This is a genomic window from Porphyromonas pogonae (genome assembly GCF_036320655.1).
Classification (GTDB): domain Bacteria; phylum Bacteroidota; class Bacteroidia; order Bacteroidales; family Porphyromonadaceae; genus Porphyromonas; species Porphyromonas pogonae.
The window spans coordinates 533,385-551,612 of record NZ_CP143258.1 but is presented as its reverse complement, the minus strand read 5'-3'; the positions used below and the strand labels follow the sequence as shown (position 1 = coordinate 551,612).

Annotated in this window: 13 protein-coding genes; 11 read left to right on the top strand and 2 right to left on the bottom strand. The window is 45.5% G+C overall.

The genetic code is table 11. From position 1 onward, the window contains the following. Nucleotides 1-42 precede the first annotated feature (42 nt). On the top strand, nt 43-1,524 hold the full coding sequence (locus VYJ22_RS02215; RefSeq protein ID WP_329904791.1) for a hypothetical protein: 1,482 nt from the start codon (nt 43-45) through the stop codon (nt 1,522-1,524). Nucleotides 1,525-1,622: 98 nt separating this feature from the next. Here VYJ22_RS02215 and VYJ22_RS02210 read toward each other — a convergent pair whose 3' ends face one another. Both VYJ22_RS02210 and VYJ22_RS02205 read right to left on the bottom strand, forming a co-directional pair. After that, nucleotides 1,623-2,939 (bottom strand): DUF2851 family protein, encoded by a 1,317-nt coding sequence (locus tag VYJ22_RS02210; RefSeq protein WP_329904790.1) that lies wholly within the window; start codon nt 2,937-2,939, stop codon nt 1,623-1,625. Nucleotides 2,940-3,044: 105 nt separating this feature from the next. Next, nucleotides 3,045-4,127, bottom strand: a complete 1,083-nt coding sequence (locus VYJ22_RS02205; protein WP_329904787.1) for a mannose-1-phosphate guanylyltransferase — start codon at nt 4,125-4,127, stop codon at nt 3,045-3,047. A 196-nt stretch (nt 4,128-4,323) separates the two neighbouring features. Between VYJ22_RS02205 and cysS the strand changes: the two genes are divergently transcribed. From cysS to ligA, 10 genes are all read left to right on the top strand, one after another. Continuing rightward, nucleotides 4,324-5,793: a cysteine--tRNA ligase gene (cysS, locus tag VYJ22_RS02200; RefSeq protein ID WP_329904785.1), complete on the top strand. Its 1,470-nt coding sequence runs from the start codon at nt 4,324-4,326 to the stop codon at nt 5,791-5,793. Between the two features lie 9 nt (nt 5,794-5,802). Further along, nucleotides 5,803-6,792: a glycosyltransferase gene (locus tag VYJ22_RS02195; RefSeq protein ID WP_329905552.1), complete on the top strand. Its 990-nt coding sequence runs from the start codon at nt 5,803-5,805 to the stop codon at nt 6,790-6,792. 68 nt (nt 6,793-6,860) lie between these two features. After that, a complete protein-coding gene (locus VYJ22_RS02190) occupies nt 6,861-9,422 on the top strand; it encodes a YfhO family protein (RefSeq protein ID WP_329904784.1) in 2,562 nt (853 codons plus the stop codon). A gap of 31 nt (nt 9,423-9,453) precedes the next feature. Beyond that, on the top strand, nt 9,454-10,416 hold the full coding sequence (locus VYJ22_RS02185; protein WP_329904783.1) for a lipopolysaccharide kinase InaA family protein: 963 nt from the start codon (nt 9,454-9,456) through the stop codon (nt 10,414-10,416). A 1,107-nt stretch (nt 10,417-11,523) separates the two neighbouring features. Beyond that, a complete protein-coding gene (gene meaB, locus VYJ22_RS02180) occupies nt 11,524-12,618 on the top strand; it encodes a methylmalonyl Co-A mutase-associated GTPase MeaB (RefSeq protein WP_329905550.1) in 1,095 nt (364 codons plus the stop codon). A gap of 125 nt (nt 12,619-12,743) precedes the next feature. Beyond that, nucleotides 12,744-13,016, top strand: coding sequence for an HU family DNA-binding protein (locus VYJ22_RS02175; RefSeq protein WP_329904782.1), 273 nt, complete (start codon nt 12,744-12,746; stop codon nt 13,014-13,016). A 232-nt stretch (nt 13,017-13,248) separates the two neighbouring features. Then, nucleotides 13,249-14,808: an Rne/Rng family ribonuclease gene (locus VYJ22_RS02170; protein WP_329904781.1), complete on the top strand. Its 1,560-nt coding sequence runs from the start codon at nt 13,249-13,251 to the stop codon at nt 14,806-14,808. Between the two features lie 100 nt (nt 14,809-14,908). Next, entirely contained in the window at nt 14,909-15,532 is a 624-nt protein-coding gene (recR, locus tag VYJ22_RS02165) for a recombination mediator RecR (protein WP_329904779.1), read from the top strand. Nucleotides 15,533-15,546: 14 nt separating this feature from the next. After that, a complete protein-coding gene (locus VYJ22_RS02160) occupies nt 15,547-16,074 on the top strand; it encodes a GNAT family N-acetyltransferase (RefSeq protein WP_329904778.1) in 528 nt (175 codons plus the stop codon). Beyond that, nucleotides 16,062-18,080 carry an NAD-dependent DNA ligase LigA gene (gene ligA / locus VYJ22_RS02155; RefSeq protein WP_329904776.1) on the top strand — a complete coding sequence of 673 codons (2,019 nt, stop codon included), beginning with the start codon at nt 16,062-16,064 and terminating at the stop codon, nt 18,078-18,080. Before VYJ22_RS02160 ends, ligA begins: the two co-directional genes overlap by 13 nt. Nucleotides 18,081-18,228 lie beyond the last annotated feature (148 nt).

The following is an 18,228-nucleotide window of genomic DNA, read 5'->3' as shown; positions in this document are numbered from 1 at the left end:
ACAAATCACACATTAACAACAACCAATTCAATCAAGATGAAAATGAAAAAAAGTTTGTTTATCCTTTCAATGAGTTTATTAGCACTGACGGGGCTTTCCTCTTGTGGCGAAAGCAACACAACTAAAACCATACCGACTCCTATACCGGGAACAGGCGACATGAAAGCAATGCCGGTACTCGACGGTAATATTATTGGCGACGGCACCAATGCCTACGAAGTGAAAGGTGGTAAATACCTCCTCAAAAAAGGTACTTATGTGATGAAAGGCTGGATCTACGTTACCAAAGGATCGTCACTGACTATAGAACCGGGAACGGTGATCAAAGGGGACAAGGCCACCAAAGCTGCGTTGGTAGTAGAGCCCGGTGCACAGATATACGCACAAGGCACTCCTGACGCTCCTATTGTGTTTACCAGTAACCAGCCCAAAGGCATGAGAAAACCGGGAGATTGGGGCGGCATTATCCTCTGTGGCAATGCAAGAAACAACCAAGGAACTGCAACTATAGAAGGCGGGTTGCGCACTAAATTCGGCGGAGACAATGACGAAGACAATTCCGGTGTACTCTCCTATGTGAGAATAGAGTTTGCCGGTACTCCTTTTACTCCGGACAATGAAATCAACGGTCTTACATTAGGATCTGTAGGATCAAAGACCAAGCTAGATCACATACAAGTATCACACTCCAATGACGACTCATTCGAGTGGTTTGGCGGTACGGTCAATGCTACGCATTTGATTGCTTACAGAGGATGGGATGATGACTTCGATACTGACTTCGGCTATTCCGGCAAGGTGCAGTTTGCGCTTTCGGTAAGAGATGGTCGCATTGCGGACGGATCTTACTCCAACAGCTTTGAATCGGACAATGACGGTAGCGGCAGCACCAAAGCTCCATATACATCGGCAGTCTTTTCCAACGTAACGTTGATAGGTCCTATGGTCAATAACCCTGATTTTAAAAACAACAATACCTATATCAATGCGGATGGAAATGCGCCGAACAACGGCTCAAAACTGGGATTGTTCCAGTCAGCTATTCAGATAAGACGTAACTCTCACCTCAGCATCTTCAACTCTGTTATCGCAGGATGGCCTGTAGGCATTATCATCGAGAATGACAAAGGCTCGGCTACACAGGGTGCAGCAACTGCCGGAGAACTTAAGGTGCAAAACATCTTAATGGCACAGGTGGGTATTCCCGGAACTGATGTAAATAAAAAATTAGTCTCTGTCTATTCTACTGATGGAGGTATCACCACAGACAACACCAAGACTCCATTCTCGGTAGAGTACTTCCTCCTTCCCGCCAACAAGAACAAATCAAAGGCAAGTTACAGTGACATGAAGCTTAATGCTACTTATATGCCCATAGCAGGAAGCCCGGTACTCAACGCAGCTTCTTTCACAGATGCCAAGCTGAAAGGATTGAGCAGAGTTGCTTATGCCGGAGCATTTGCTCAAGGCGATAACTGGGCTGCGAAATGGACTAACTTCGACCCACAGAGCACAGCGTACTGATACCGCATACACATATATAATACATCACGGATTCGCAATTTATTGTTGAGGCTCCGTGATATTGTTTATACAGGATTCTTCAGGTAATAAAAACACTGTTACACACCAGTGTTAGGCATATTCCCCTTGACCAAAGGAGTAGTCAGAAACAATCGGCCCCACTGGCAATAATAGCATTTCTTCTTCTCGCAGTAGTTTTTGGATAGCCACACAAGCGCCTGACTTTCCGCAGCCGTTTTGGCTCGAATGCCTTGCTTCTTGAATTGTCGGGTATAGCGGTTATTCTCTGCCGGAATTTTGTCCAAGAAATCTATGGCGCGCACTTTCAGCTCTTCATTCTGCTCTTTTATTCCATAGGCGAAGATGAATGGAATAGCGACATTGATCAAAAGAATTTTAATACCCAGATCACTTAACCTGCCGGAGAATATATTTTGTATAGTCTCATTGCTTTTGAAATGGTAGTGCTTTTCCCAGTATTTGGATATAGTAGTCTCGAAGAATTTATCAAGATCACCCAGACTTGTAGTGTAAAGGCATTTGTCGGGCAGGAACTCCTCTCTGTGTAATATAGAAGCCACCTGAGCAATACGCCTGTGGGGGAAGTTTGCAGGACGTATGCGATGCATCTTGAATACACCACGAGGCAGCGGTTTGAGAGAGAACTTATGTCGCATAAATTCATACTCGGTTTTTAGCTTGTAGGTATAGTCGTCTTCCGGTATTTCGGGAAGCAAGGAAGCCTGTCCCATCAATACAGCTTCTATCTGCATCATATTGTTGCGGTGTTTCTGTATTATACTGAAAGGTATGCTCCGTGCCAGCATCTCCATAGCATCATTGTTGAGACCAAATCCAAAGTAACGCATCAGCAAGCGATAAAAGACCTCTCCCCAATTGCCTCGGCACTCTTGGTAGGATTGTAATATGTTATTTGCTTTTTGTTCCAGTCTCTCGGACGTAAGTCTATCAAGCCATTGGATCTTCTGTATATTATCAAGATTGGGCAATCGCAGGGAGCACGACGGAAACTCATCGTGATGCAACATTCTTTGAGCTTCGAGCCGTGTATACTCAGGGATATACATTACCCCGGTATCAAGGGGTTTGCCTTGTGAGTTATAACAGGGAGTGTCATGCTCAGCCACAATATGTAGTATTACATTGTCGTAAGCAGGGTCATGTTGGTGGCGATGTTTGACCCAATCACTGCTTTTGAGGTGAATCTCAATATTACCAACAAGAGTGAGATCATTTACCTTGACCTTTGCATTGAAGAAGTCAGGTCCTGCGTGATGATTGAGTTGGCCGGGATCAATTATTTCTATTGTGTTGTCACTATATGCATTAGAAGTTACAAATTCGAGCTTGTCATATAGCTGATACTGCCATAAGTAATGAAGTAAGCTTTCCATCCGGTATTGTATATAAGGTAAAAAAGGAAATGCCCTGTATCGGTAATAGTATAATAAAAGAGCGGAAGTCTTTGGGGCGTTAGACTTCCGTTCCTGTATAGTTTGTCAATTATATTTCTGGTCAAAATTGATGGAGGCGTCTGCGGAAAAATGTTTTATCCGCTGTTCCTGATCTTGTTTGCATATGAGCAAGACATTATTGGCCTCCGCGATCACACAATCGTCTATCCCCTGCACTACAACCAACTTATCGGGGTCATCTACCGAGACGATGTTGCGGTGGGCTTCATAGAACATTGATTTGGTTTTGAGGGATACATTCTCCTGCTCATCTTTCGGACTAAGCTCGTAAAGAGAGCCCCATGTACCTAAATCTGCCCAGCCAAAATCCACAGGCAAGACCATCACATTTTCAGCCTTCTCCATAATGCCGTAATCAATAGAAATATTCGGGCACAAAGGGAATGCTTTGTGAATAAAGTCTTGCTCTTGATCAGTATTGAACTTATTTTCGAGACCTTCATCCATCAGTGAGCTGATTTCAGGAAGATGCTGACGAAAGGCTTTCAGTATACTACGGACATTCCACACAAACATGCCGCTATTCCAAAGAAATTCGCCGCTCTGAATAAATACTTCGGCCATCTCTCTGTTGGGCTTCTCCGTAAATGTCTTTACTTGTATGAAGTCTCCTATTTTATCATCAGCCATCTGGATATATCCATATCCGGTTTCAGGTCGCGAAGGCATTATACCCAGTGTGACCAGCTGTGCCTGCTCACGCACAAAATTCAAAGCTTTCTCTGCAGCTTTGACAAACTCATTCTCTCTCAAAATCAAATGATCAGAGGGAGCTACGATGATGTTGGCCTCAGGATTCTTGGCATAAATATTATAGCAGGCATACGCTATGGCGGGCGCTGTATTACGTCTGGTCGGTTCTGTAAGGATCTGTGAGCTGCTCAACTCCGGGAGTTGTTCTCGAACTGTTTGGGCATAATTTTCATTGGTGACTATGAGAATATTCTCTTTGGGAACAAAATTGAGAAATCTATCGTAAGTCATCTGAAGAAGTGACCTACCCAACCCAAAAAAATCTAAGAACTGCTTAGGATAGCTCTCCAGGCTCAACGGCCAGAATCTACTACCTATGCCTCCACCCATGATTACACAAAAATTATTCTCCATGGACTTTTTCACTTTAGTTTTATCATATGACACAAAGCTAAACATTATTCATGAGAGAATAGACTTTTTGAAAGAAATAAAACCGACATGAAAACGCAATTAAAACTATCATTTGATTCAATCAGCTACATTTATGTTGTCAAATAATCATTCTTGAGTATCTTTGCGTATTATAGTAATACACCCACATATTTTTATGGAACATCCTTTGCACATCTATAATACACTGTCCCGTAAGAAAGAACAGTTTATACCTTATAACGAACCACATGTAGGACTTTATGTATGTGGCCCCACTGTTTATGGCGATGCGCATCTGGGACATGCCAGACCTGCCATCACTTTCGATTTGCTTTTCCGCTACCTTCAGCATCTCGGCTACAAAGTACGCTATGTACGTAACATCACTGATGTAGGTCACTTGGAGCACGATGCTGACGAGGGGGAAGATAAGATTGCCAAGAAAGCAAGGCTGGAGCAGTTGGAACCCATGGAAGTGGTACAGTATTATTTGCTGCGCTATCACCATGCTATGGATAGGCTCAATGTATTGCCTCCCAGCATAGAACCCATGGCATCAGGGCATATCATAGAACAGATAGCACTGGTACAGCGCATCCTTGACGCAGGCTACGCCTATGTAAGCGAGGGGTCTGTATACTTCGACGTAGAGAAGTACAACAAAGATTATAAGTACGGAGTACTGAGCGGGCGTAATATCGAAGATATGATGAACAATACCCGTGAACTGGACGGCCAAAGCGAAAAAAGAAACGGGCTCGACTTCGCACTGTGGAAGAAAGCCCAGCCAGAGCATATCATGAGATGGCCCAGCCCTTGGAGCGAGGGTTTCCCCGGATGGCACTGCGAGTGTACCGCTATGGGCAATAAATATCTGGGCAATCACTTCGACATCCACGGGGGTGGTATGGACCTGGTGTTTCCTCACCATGAGTGCGAGATCGCTCAGGCAGTAGCTTCTCAGGGCGAACCCATGGTACACTACTGGATGCACAATAATATGATCACCATCAATGGGCAGAAGATGGGCAAGAGCTTGGGCAACTTCATCACCCTCGACGAGTTCTTTACCGGCGAGCATGCTGCTCTGGTACAGGCTTACAGCCCTATGACCATCAGATTCTTTATCCTTGGAGCCCACTACAGAGGCACGGTAGACTTCAGCAATGAAGCCTTACAAGCATCGGAAAAAGGGTTGGAACGCCTGCTGGATGCAGCAGCATTGCTGGACAACCTGAAAACAAGTGCACAATCCACGGTAGAGATCAGTGACCTTCGCAGTAAATCTTATGAAGCCCTCAATGATGATCTCAACAGCCCCATGGTGATAGCACAGCTTTTCGAAGCAGCCAGAGCCATCAACTCCGTTCACAACGGACAGGCTTCGATAACTCAAGCCGACCTGGATGAGCTCAGCACTGCATACCGCCTGTTCCTTTTCGACATTCTGGGACTGAAGGATGAGAGAGCTGCGGGATCAGAAGGCAACGAAGCCTTTGGCAAAGCCATAGATCTTTTGCTCAATATCCGTGCCGAGGCCAAGTCGAAGAAAGACTGGGCTACCTCTGACAAGATACGTGACGAGCTCACAGCCATAGGCTTTACCATCAAAGACACCAAAGACGGTGCAGAGTGGAAATTATAATGATATAGTATAGTGTATTCGATCATCATACCTGTATATAACAGACCCGACGAAGTGCGGGAATTGCTGGAAAGTCTCACGAAGCAATCGTATCGAGACTTCGAAGTCGTAATCGTGGAAGACGGGTCCTCGGTAAAATGCGATGAAGAAGTGGCGCAATTCAGTAACAGGCTTGATATCACATATCATGTAGTGCCCAACGGTGGTCCCGCAAAAGCACGCAACATAGGTGCCACACTGAGCCGGGGTGATTACCTCATCATTCTGGACTCTGACGTGGTATTGCCTTCACAATACCTCTACGAAGTCCACAAAGCAGTGATGGAGACCCATGCCGATGCCTTCGGCGGACCGGATGCTGCGTCACAGGACTTCCTGCCCATGCAAAAGGCTATCAACTATGCTATGACCTCTTTCATCACCACAGGAGGAATACGCGGGGGCAAGAAAAAAATGGACAAATTTTACCCCCGAAGCTTCAATTTGGGTTGTCGCAAAGAGGTATATAATGCTTTGGGTGGATTTTCAGATATGCGTTTCGGCGAAGACATCGATTTCAGCCTGCGACTGTTCAAGGGTGGTTACAAAGTACTGCTCTTCCCTGAAGCCTTTGTCTATCACAAGAGGAGAGTTGATCTCAAAAAGTTTTTCAAACAAGTGCACAATTCCGGTATAGCACGTATACACCTCGAGACGCGGCACCCCGGTAGCATGAAAGCCGTACACACACTACCCGCCCTATTTACCTTGGGCTGTGCAGCACTGCTGGTGCTGGCATGTTTCAGCCTGTGGGCGTTGCTGCCTCTGCTTTTGCTGGCGTTTATCATTTGGGTGGATGCTGTGGGGCAAACCCGCTCTCCCAAGATCGCTCTCATGGCTGTAGCGGCATCCTATGTACAGCTACTGGGATACGGCTCGGGATTTATAAGAGCATGGTGGAATAAATACGTCTTGCGCAAGCCGGAATTTACCGCTTTTGACAACACCTTTTACAATTAAAAATACAGCTTCGGCAATATCGGGGCAAATATCCGTTAATTAAGATAAACAATACAACAATATAACTTATGGTATCCGAAAAGAAGAATACTCACTCCGTCATGCCGCAGACTCCTGCCCAATGGAAATCAGTCTGGAAAAGAATATATCCCATCCTCGGTGTTGTACTTATCTTTGCCACGATCTCTCTGGCATACTTCTATCCTGCTGTATTCGAGGGCAGACAACTCTTTCAGCAAGACGTGGCAGGTGCCAGCGGTACCGCGCAGGATGTAAGAGATTACAAAGAGCAGACAGGAGAAACTTCTTACTGGACCAATAGTCTATTCGGCGGTATGCCCATGTACCAGATAGCTCCCAGCTATCCCTCTACCCAGGCACTACAAACCACACAAGACATACTCACGCTACGCAAGCCTCTGGACATCCTGCCGGGTGAGGCATGGCTCATCTTTGCCATGCTCATAGGCTTTTATATCTTCATGCGCTCACTGGCTTTGCGCCGCCTCCCCTCACTCATAGGTGCGGTGATGTGGACCTTCTCGAGCTATTTCATCATACTCATTGTGGCAGGCCATATCTGGAAACTCACGGCACTGGCTTTCATACCACCCACCATTGCGGGACTTATTTGGTGCTACAAGGGTAACTACCTCAAAGGAGCCGTGGTAACAGCTTTCTTCTCCGCGCTACAAATCATGGCCAATCATATACAGATGAGCTACTATTTCTTCTTTGTCATGCTCTTCCTCATGATTGGCTACCTGGTCGAAGCTATACGCAACAAAACCATCCCCCATTTCCTCAAAGCCACGGCTGTAGTCATTGTATCGGGTATCATAGGTATCGCTATCAATGCATCAGGGCTGTATCATACGTATGAGTATAGTAAAGAGACCATGCGTGGCGGTAGCGAACTCACACTCAAGCAAGAAGATGGTTCCGTACCACAGTCCAATCACGAAAACAAATCCGGGCTGGACAAAGAGTACATCACCCAGTGGAGCTACGGCATAGGCGAGACCATGACACTGCTGATCCCTGATTTCAAAGGGGGAGCTTCAGGCTACATGGGACAGGATATCAAAGCTATGGAAAAGGTGAACCCCATATATGTCAATCCGGTGTCACAGATGAATCATTACTGGGGAGATCAGCCCTTTACGGCAGGGCCGGTATATGTGGGCGCATTTGTGCTGTTTTTATTCTTTTTGGGATGCTTCATTGTCAAAGGGCCCATCAAGTGGGCTATGATAGCAGCTACGGTATTCTCCATACTGCTTGCATGGGGGCACAATTTCATGAGCCTCACAAGCTTCTTCATAGATTATATGCCGCTGTACAATAAGTTCCGCACAGTATCCAGCATACTTGTGATCGCGGAGTTTTCCATCCCCACCCTCGCCATACTGGCGTTGGTACAATTCTTCAAAGATCCCAAACCTGTACTCAAAAACAAAACAGCTCTGGGAGTAAGCCTTGGCGTCACAGCCGGTATAGCCTTGCTTTTTGTCCTTGCCCCCTCGCTGTTTACTACACTGCTGAGCAAGCAGGAGCAAGAGATGTTTCGTCAGGTAGCAGGGCACCCTGATGTGTCAGGTATCATGAGCGCCCTGAAATCGGCTCGCGAATATATACTGCGCACAAGTGCATTGTACAGTTTAGGTGTCATAGTCGCAGGTTGCGCTGTGATGTATTTCTATGCTATAGACAAGCTCAAGCGAGTACCGGCATTGATCATACTCGGGGTCATCACCCTTGCCGACCTGTGGGTGGTAGACAAGAATTACCTCAACGACTCACACTTTATCGACAACACACAAGTGCAGGCACAAGCTCATCCCGTGACGGATGCAGACAAGGAAATCACCCAAGACAAAGATCCTCACTACCGTGTACTCAACCTCTCCGTAAGTACATTCAACGATGCCACCACAAGCTATAAGCACCGCAGCATAGGGGGGTATCACCCGGCTAAGCTACAGCGTTACCAGGATCTCATAGAACATCAGATCACCAAGCAGAACCAGCAAGTACTCAACATGCTCGATACGAGATACTATATAGCGCCACAGGAAAACGGTCAGATATCCGTACTCTACAACCCGCAAGCATTCGGCCCCGCATGGTTTGTAGACGATGTGGCGTGGGTAAATAATGCTAACGAGGAGATGAAATCCTTGAACAATGTAATCCTCAACACTACGGCGGTGATAGATCGCAGATTCGAGACCAACGAAATCAAATCAGCATCCACCCCCATAACCACCAAGGATAGTGCCACCATAACACTGAAAGAGTACAAGCCCAACAAAGCGGTATATGACATCAAGGGCAATACCCGTAGCCGTGTGGCAGTATTCTCTGAGATATACTATCCTCATGGCTGGAAGGCGTTTGTCGACGGCAAACCTGCTTCCATATTCCGTACGGACTACATCCTGAGAGGTATGGTGATCCCGGCAGGAGCCCACAAGGTGGAGATGATATTCGATCCTAAATCCATCCATACCACAGAGACTCTGGCTTTCATAGCACAGATAATCCTACTGCTGGCAGCTATAGCGGCTGTGGGTTATCCTCTGTACAAGAGATGGAGACGTAACAACCCGGGATCCGCTACCCGATAAAAGGCCACACGTCACACAGAGAGACAAAAACATGCCCGACCTATCTCAGCACACACTCAAAGACTTTGCAATAGCTCCTTCTTACCTACCGCAGAAGGATGCCTTGCTCAGCCTCATTGCCGGATTTGACTATGATGGCACGGAGATCTACCGTGCCCGCAACGTACTCAAGGTATTTGACTCGCCTCGGGATTCGCATCACAAGCTTGTGATCAAATCCTTTGCATCGCCCAACTTGGTGCAAAAGATCTCCTACACCTTCTTTCGCACTACGAAGTGCAGACGTTCATTTGAGAATGCGGCCACACTGTCATCCCTGGGAATAGAAAATCCTACTGCCGTAGACTATGTGGAATATTACAGGTGGGGATTTTTTGACAAAGGTTTTTACACCTGCGAATTTATACCCGATACTTTACAGATACGTGACTTGATGCAGACAGACAGCCCTGATGCGGATCTGTTGCAAGCCCTTGCGCAGTACATACTCAATCTGCACAACCAAGGAGTGGAACACCTCGATCTCTCAGCCGGCAATATCATCTATCATCAAGACACTGCGAGTATATACCACTTCTATCTGGTGGACCTCAACCGCATCATTTTCCATCCCAAGCCTTTGACCACGGAGCAGCGTGTGCACAACCTGCGCAAGCTCATCATGGAACATGATCACGGCTACCTCGCTACTTGCTACGCGGGGCTGTATAGTGCAGATCCGCAGGAGAGCCTTGCTATGGCCACACAGATACGGCAGGAGAGCAAGGACTTCTACCTCAAACGCATGAAGATCAAAAGCATCAAAAGAACCTACCGTAAGTACGGGCTCTTCTCTGCTGAAATGAGAGAGGTAAGGCGCTTTTATGCCCTAAGACGCTTGCGTATCCACAAGCAAGGCGAGCTATCACCCCCATCACCCGATGAGAAAGCACTGTATCACAAGCGCATTGCGGCGGAAGACAGTGGTTTTCTATACACTCGATTTTACCGCTAACATAACCCACGCAAAGAATCAAAACAGCAAAAAGTCAGGATATACTCTCCCGGCGCATCATAATGACACTTACAGACTCTGTGATTATGTAAAAAAATAAATTGCAAAGAGCTAATAGCCTGTCAACTAAATTACTTTTCGAAGCCTTACAGAGAATAAACCACCCTGAATATGGTGGTCAAAAACGATATTATCCCTTCAAAAAACAGAATAAGACCGGTGATAAGACACTCCTCGATATTTGATATAAATACAGCCGTACTATAGTTATCATACAACGGTATCTTAACTATAACACGGCGGTGGTTTAACTAAAACACTGGAGTATTTTAACTAAAATGTTGTCGTGTTTTAGTTAAGATACAATCGTGTTTTAACTGTAATATGGGGATCAAAAAAGGATAGAACAGTAGCGAGCAAGAAAGCGCTACCCGATAAAATAGATGTGTGGATAAGGGGTATGTGCTACACCTCTAAGATACACCCGTAATCCACGGCATGCCGGATATACCGAGACAAGTCATCATGGGCAGTTACCGATAACAACATATTAGTCAGGCTATTTATATCACTGATGATAGAAGGGGACATGCAGATATTAATTTATTTGAATACAATGGAGACTTCGGATACATGACAAAGATACAACATCGTACCCCCCTTTGTCAAGTCCTTCAACGAGTACAAAGAGATATCATTATGATTACATTTAGCCATAAAACACATCATAATGACACATCAAGAATGTGTTGATAGGACATAATTGTATATGTCTTACATAAAAAAACAGGAGGTACACACGAAAAAAATATTCTTACCAATACGCTTATTTCTAATTCATAAGATATCTTATGAATTAACACATAATAAGCGTAAGACTTCTTCGTAAACAATTAAACTGATGTAAAATGCGTTTATAATTATAGAAGACAGCTCTTTGCATACGGGGATTAAGCACCAAAGCCGACACCGCAAAAAGGCCTCTCCACAAAGAATAAAATCAATTTATACAATAAGATAGCTCGGATGGGCGTAAAAATTATTATCTTTGAAACAAAGTAACAAACTCTGAACAAACTTTATATAATGGATATACTAGACGAACAGATGCATCATCCCGAAAATGATACGTGTTACGAAGGCCTTAAAGTAAACAAGGGTGTAAAAGCTCAACCTATAGTGAATCCACATTTCAAGAGAATAGAGAAAAAAAATTATACTATAGACGAATTTGTGGACGGAATACTCCGGGGAGACATTACATGCTTGAGCCGGGCTGTCACACTGGTAGAAAGTAACAAAAACGAACATCAGGAAATAGCACAACAAATCATAGAGCGATGCCTGCCACACTCGGGCAAGTCTATGCGTGTAGGGATCACGGGAGTACCGGGTGCGGGTAAAAGTACGTCCATCGACTCCTTCGGGATGCACCTCATCAAGCAGGGGCGTAAGCTTGCCGTACTGGCCATAGACCCCAGCAGCGAGCGCTCGGGAGGAAGTATCCTCGGTGACAAAACGCGTATGGAGCTATTGTCGCGTGAGAAAAACGCTTTTATACGCCCCAGCCCCACAGCAGGGTCACTGGGTGGCGTGGCACGCAAGACAAGAGAAACTATTATATTGTGTGAGGCAGCGGGGTTCGATACCATATTTGTAGAGACGGTGGGAGTGGGACAAAGCGAAACGGCTGTACACTCTATGGTGGACTTCTTTCTGCTCATCCAGCTCGCCGGCACAGGCGATGAGCTGCAAGGGATAAAAAGAGGTATCATGGAGATGGCAGACGGCATAGTGATCAACAAAGCCGATGGCGACAATGTGGACAAAGCCAACCTGGCAGCATCACATTTTCGCAACGCCCTACATCTATTTCCTCCCACTGAGTCCGGTTGGAAACCCAAGGTTCTTACTTACTCAGGCTACTACGCACTGGGGATAAAAGAAATTTGGGATATGATAGATGAGTACAGGCATTACACCACGGACAGCGGATACTTTCATGAAAAAAGGCAACGCCAAGCCAAATGGTGGATGTACGAAACCATCAATGAAGTACTGCGCAAATCGTTTTATGCCAACGAGTCGGTAGAGAAAATGCAAGGGGATATAGAACATAATATTGTCACCGATAAAATGTCTTCATTTACCGGAGCACATGCGCTGCTAAACGCTTATTTTAATTCTTTAAAAAAGAATTAAATAACCAAAAAGGAATTAAAACGGAATGCAAAGAGTTGTAATTCATTGATTTTTCAAAGAAAAGCCCTATATTTGCAGACCAAAAAAGAAAATATCACATCAAATTTTAACAAGGATAAAAAGCTATGACGAAGGCTGAAGTTGTAAACGAAATTTCGAAATCTACGGGAGTTGATAAGGAAACAGCGATGAATGTTGTGGAAGCATTCATGGAATCAGTAAAGGACTCCCTCTCGAGAGGAGAGAATGTATATTTGCGCGGATTCGGTAGTTTCATCGTGAAAGAGAGAGCAGAAAAAACTGCTCGTAACATCTCTAAGCAAACTACTATTATCATCCCGAAGAGACGCATCCCTGCTTTTAAGCCCTCAAAGATGTTTTCAAGCAAAGTAAAGTAATTAACAGAAGTAAAACTCATAAAAATTTTTCAAGATGCCAAGCGGAAAGAAAAGAAAAAGACATAAAATGGCTACGCACAAGCGTAAGAAAAGGCTGAAAAAGAACAGACACAAGAAGAAATAAACTGCATACGGGGGATCAAGGTTTTTTTAAAAAAGACTGCTTTCCCCCCGCTGTTGTTTTATATAACAGCCGGATTTTATTTCTTGTCAAATCTAAAAAACATCACAAGTGAACAGCGAACTTATTGTTGACGTTTCACCCAAAGAGATTTCGATGGCTGTCCTCGAGGACCAGAAACTCGTGGAGTTGCAACGTGAACGCAGAGACCTGGCTTTCTCCGTAGGTGATATATACCTCGGAAAGGTCAAAAAGATAATGCCGGGGCTTAACGCTGCTTTTGTGGATGTGGGTTACAAAAAAGATGCTTTCCTCCACTATCTTGATTTGGGCATGACCTTTGGCGCCCAGACGAAGATGATGGAAATGATAGCAAAAAGCAAAACGGTACCATCGCTGAATAAAGTACAGGCAGGAACCGAATTGCCCAAAGACGGTAAAATAGGTGACATACTCACCGCGGGACAACAAGTATTGGTTCAGATAGTCAAAGAGCCTATCTCTACCAAAGGCCCCCGACTGACAACAGAGATTTCTCTTGCTGGCAGAAATCTGGTCTTAGTACCTTTCTCAGACAAAGTATCGGTATCACAAAAGATACAATCACAAGAAGAAAGGGCAAGGTTGAAGCAACTTATTCTTAGCATTAAACCTAAGAACTTCAGCGTTATCATCCGCACATCGGCTCAAGGCAAAAAGGCCTCAGAGCTGGACAAAGAGATGAGACGCCTCGTGCGTAGATGGGAAGAAAATATTACCAAACTCATCAAAGCCAAAGCACCTAAGATTATCTACGAAGAAACAGGACGTGCTTTGGGACTTTTGAGAGATACTTTCAATCCCTCTTTTCAGAGCATTCAGGTTAATGACAGAGAATATTACGAAACCATACGCGATTATATCTCAATGATCGCACCTGGTCGTGAAGAAATCGTAAAGTTGTATGAAGGCGAATTACCTATTTTCGATCATACAGGCATAACAAAACAAATCAAAGCGCTCTTTGGGCGCACTGTTACTTATAAGAGTGGAGCTTACCTGATTATCGAGCAGACAGAGGCTATGCACGTAGTGGATGTCAATAGCGGTAACAGGTCTCGTAATAGTACGGAACAGGAAAATACAGCTGTGGACGTAAACATGGCAGCAGCCGAAGAGTTGGCTCGCCAGTTGCGACTGAGAGATATGGGCGGCATCATCGTAGTCGATTTTATCGATATGCATGAACCCCAACACAGACAGCAGTTATATGAATACATGGTAAAGCTGATGGCTAATGACCGGGCTAGACACAATATCTTACCTTTGAGTAAGTTTGGTGTAATGCAGATTACCCGACAGAGAGTAAGGCCTGCCATGCAAATTAATAATGAAGAAACTTGTCCCACTTGTATGGGTACCGGTACGATGAAATCATCTATACTCTTTACAGACCAGCTGGAAGAAAAGGTGACTCATCTTGTAAAGATTCAAAAAGTAACCCATTTCACGCTGCACGTACACCCCTACGTGGCGGCATACCTGAAGAAAGGGCTGTTCAAGTCTATCGCAAAGACTTGGAAGTCCAAAATATCAAAAGGTATCCGGGTAATCCCCAATGAGAGCCTCGCCTTTCTGGATTATAAATTTATAGACAATGAAGGCAACGAGATAGAACTCATAGAGGATTAAACAAACATTTAATAGAAATAAGGGGTTAAGAGAAGAAAGACGGGCATAAGAAGCCTGAGTGTACGCTCTTAACCCCTTGCTTTTTTGCAATAACTGCACAATGAATACTCAATATCCATCCAAACTTGTAGAGCGGGCAGTGGAGCAATTTTCGTCCCTTCCCGGCATTGGTCGCAAAACAGCACTGAGACTAACCTTGCATCTTCTATCACGTCCAGAGGAATACACCACAGTATTTGCAGATACACTCAAAGATCTACGCCTCAACATAGTTTATTGCAAGCAGTGCCACAATATCAGTGATACGGAGCTGTGTCCTATATGTGCCAATCCACGCCGAGACAGACAGACTCTCTGCGTGGTACAAAATATCAATGATGTGATGGCTATTGAGAATACGGCTCAATACCATGGACTATATCACGTACTGGGCGGTGTAATATCTCCCATAGAAGGCATAGGTCCTCAGGATCTCAATATCGCATCTCTGATACAGCGCATCAGTGACGAAGACATCCGTGAAGTGATACTAGCCCTGGGCACTACAATGGAGGGCGATACAACCAATTTCTTTATCCACCGCAAACTGAGTGAGACAGGTGTGAAGATATCAGTGATAGCCCGTGGCATCGCTATAGGTGATGAGATAGAGTATGCTGATGAAGTGACGCTCGGCAGATCGATTCTCAACCGCACCACCTTCAATGACTCCGTCAAGTTTTAACCCATTTGTATGATATGCAAGCCTGTTTCAAATCGAAAAACATAAGCTTCAGGGCAATAGAGCCACAAGATGCCGAACTTCTTTTCCGCTGGGAAAACGACACCACGGCATGGAGTAGTGGCGACAACCTCAATCCTGTGAGCAAAGCATTTATCCAAAACTATGTCACGACATCGCACCGCAGCCTCTTTGACGAGGGTTATCTCCGACTCATTATTCTTGAAAACTCAGGTAAAACTGCCATAGGCAACATATCTCTTTATGACTACGACGCCTTTCACAAAAGGGTGTCGCTGGGCATCTACATTGACAGCCGCTACCGGCAACACGGCTACGGTAAGGAAGCTTTACAAATGCTATCGTCCTACGTTTTGGACAAACTCAGGCTTCACCAACTTTACGCCTTCGTCTCAGACCTCAACACGCCTGCGAAGTCGTTATTTATATCTGCCGGATTCAAAGCCACAGCCGTCTTACCTCAATGGATATGGGCTGAAGGTGAGTACCAATCGATCAACGTATTTCAACTATGGAAAGAATAGAAGAACGCATCCGCGAACTCCGCAACGAGATAGATGCGCACAATTATAATTACTACGTACTCTCCCAACCGACAATTGAAGACAGGGACTTCGACTTCCTCATGAAAGAGCTGCAACAGCTCGAAGCCGCTCACCCCGAACTTATCACACCGGACTCCCCTACACAGCGAGTGGGCTCTGATAAGACGGAAGGATTCAGCCAAATAGCTCACCGCTACCCTATGCTCTCGCTAAGCAATACCTATAATTATGATGAGGTGGCAGATTTCTACCACAGGGTGGAGCGGGAGCTTTCGGGAAGAAATTTCGATATTATTGCAGAACTCAAATTCGACGGTCTTTCCATTTCTCTCATTTACAAGCATGGTATACTCTCCCATGCAGTGACACGGGGCGATGGACAGTACGGTGATGATGTCACAGCCAACGTGCGCACCATACGCTCCATACCACTCAAACTCCGAGGGCATGACTACCCTGATGATATAGAAATAAGAGGGGAGATACTACTTCCTTTTGCTCGATTCAACGCCTTGAATAAGGAACGAGAGCAAAACGGTGAACCGCTGTTTGCCAATCCTCGCAATGCGGCCTCCGGTACGCTCAAGCAACTCGATCCCTCCGTTGTGGCCAAGAGGCAAATGGATGCCTACTTCTACTACGTCCCGGGACAACCCACACTGCCCGACAGTCACTACGAGCGTCTCATGGACTGCAAGCACTGGGGGCTCAAAATATCAGATGCCATAGCTCGCTGTCACTCTTTGCAAGAGGTATACGCCTTTTTGGACTACTGGGATGTAGCTCGTAAGAACCTCCCTGTAGCCACTGACGGAGTTGTACTCAAGGTAGACTCCATCAAAGAACAAGAACAACTAGGCTACACTGCCAAAAGCCCCCGATGGGCCATAGCTTACAAGTACCAAGCCGAACAAGCTCGTACCAAGTTGGTATCTGTGGACTACCAAGTAGGTCGCACAGGAGCTATCACACCGGTAGCTAATCTGGAACCTGTGTTGCTTTCAGGTACGGTAGTCAAGAGAGCTTCGCTACACAATGCCGACTTCATACGTGACAAAGACCTCCATATAGGCGACTATGTCCTGGTAGAAAAAGGAGGAGAGATTATCCCCAAAATTGTAGGAACGGATCTGACGGCACGTACAGAAAGTACCGGTGAGGCAGTGACCTTCCCCACCATATGCCCTGCGTGTGGCACGCCTTTGGTGAGGCAGCATGGCGAGGCTGCTTATTACTGCCCTGACAGTGTATCATGCGCACCGCAGCAAAAAGGGCGCATCGAGCATTTCTGTAGTCGCAAAGCTGCCGATATCAATATAGGGCCGGAAACTATAGACCTGCTATACAAGCATCATTTTGTAAACAACGTGTCAGATCTCTATGATCTTACAGCTCCACAGCTTATCACCCTGCCGGGAATACAAAAGAAAGGAGCCTCCAAGCTCGTTGCAAGCATAGAGAAGTCCAAAGACCGTCCTTTCCACGCCTTGCTTTACGGACTAGGCATCCGATATGTGGGAGAAACGGTGGCCAAAACACTCACCAAGGCATATTCGGATATAGATAGCCTCAGAGCTGCTACATTCGAAGAACTCATCACAATACCCGAGATAGGGCCCAAAATAGCCGAGAGTATTCGCATCTATTTTGACAATTACGACAATAACCATTTGGTAGACCAGCTCCTTTTCAAAGGGCTCAATTTCAGCCGTCCCGTACAGGAGGCATCTACATCCAATGCCGACACACAAGTGCTGGCAGGCAAAACGGTAGTCATAAGCGGAGTATTCCGGCATCACAGTCGCGACGAGTATAAGGAGTTAGTGGAAAGTCTGGGAGGCAAGATGTCTTCATCCATTTCCCCCAAAACCGATTTCATCCTTGCGGGAGAAAACATGGGACCTTCCAAACTCGAAAAAGCCAAACAACTCGGTGTCGAAATCAAATCAGAAGACGACTTCCGAGCCCTCATAGGTGAAGCGTAACGCTTGATCAGCTCTTCCTGGTGCTTTATCCCTCTTCTCTCCATAGAGCATTTAGGAAAGGCTTCAGGCACACTTATAATATAAAATATCACCCTGTCGATAAAGCCTGATCAAGTCTTATGGGTGGGGTGATAATATTTGTACAGCT

Bases quoted from the DNA above. Each gene is read 5' to 3' on its own strand.
- recR (WP_329904779.1), top strand. From the start codon at position 14,909: ATGAATACTCAATATCCATCCAAACTTGTAGAGCGGGCAGTGGAGCAA.
- ligA (WP_329904776.1), top strand. From the start codon at position 16,062: ATGGAAAGAATAGAAGAACGCATCCGCGAACTCCGCAACGAGATAGAT.
- cysS (WP_329904785.1), top strand. From the start codon at position 4,324: ATGGAACATCCTTTGCACATCTATAATACACTGTCCCGTAAGAAAGAA.
- VYJ22_RS02175 (WP_329904782.1), top strand. From the start codon at position 12,744: ATGACGAAGGCTGAAGTTGTAAACGAAATTTCGAAATCTACGGGAGTT.
- VYJ22_RS02205 (WP_329904787.1), bottom strand. From the start codon at position 4,127: ATGGAGAATAATTTTTGTGTAATCATGGGTGGAGGCATAGGTAGTAGA.
- meaB (WP_329905550.1), top strand. From the start codon at position 11,524: ATGCATCATCCCGAAAATGATACGTGTTACGAAGGCCTTAAAGTAAAC.
- VYJ22_RS02190 (WP_329904784.1), top strand. From the start codon at position 6,861: ATGGTATCCGAAAAGAAGAATACTCACTCCGTCATGCCGCAGACTCCT.
- VYJ22_RS02215 (WP_329904791.1), top strand. From the start codon at position 43: ATGAAAAAAAGTTTGTTTATCCTTTCAATGAGTTTATTAGCACTGACG.
- VYJ22_RS02160 (WP_329904778.1), top strand. From the start codon at position 15,547: ATGCAAGCCTGTTTCAAATCGAAAAACATAAGCTTCAGGGCAATAGAG.
- VYJ22_RS02210 (WP_329904790.1), bottom strand. From the start codon at position 2,939: ATGGAAAGCTTACTTCATTACTTATGGCAGTATCAGCTATATGACAAG.
- VYJ22_RS02185 (WP_329904783.1), top strand. From the start codon at position 9,454: ATGCCCGACCTATCTCAGCACACACTCAAAGACTTTGCAATAGCTCCT.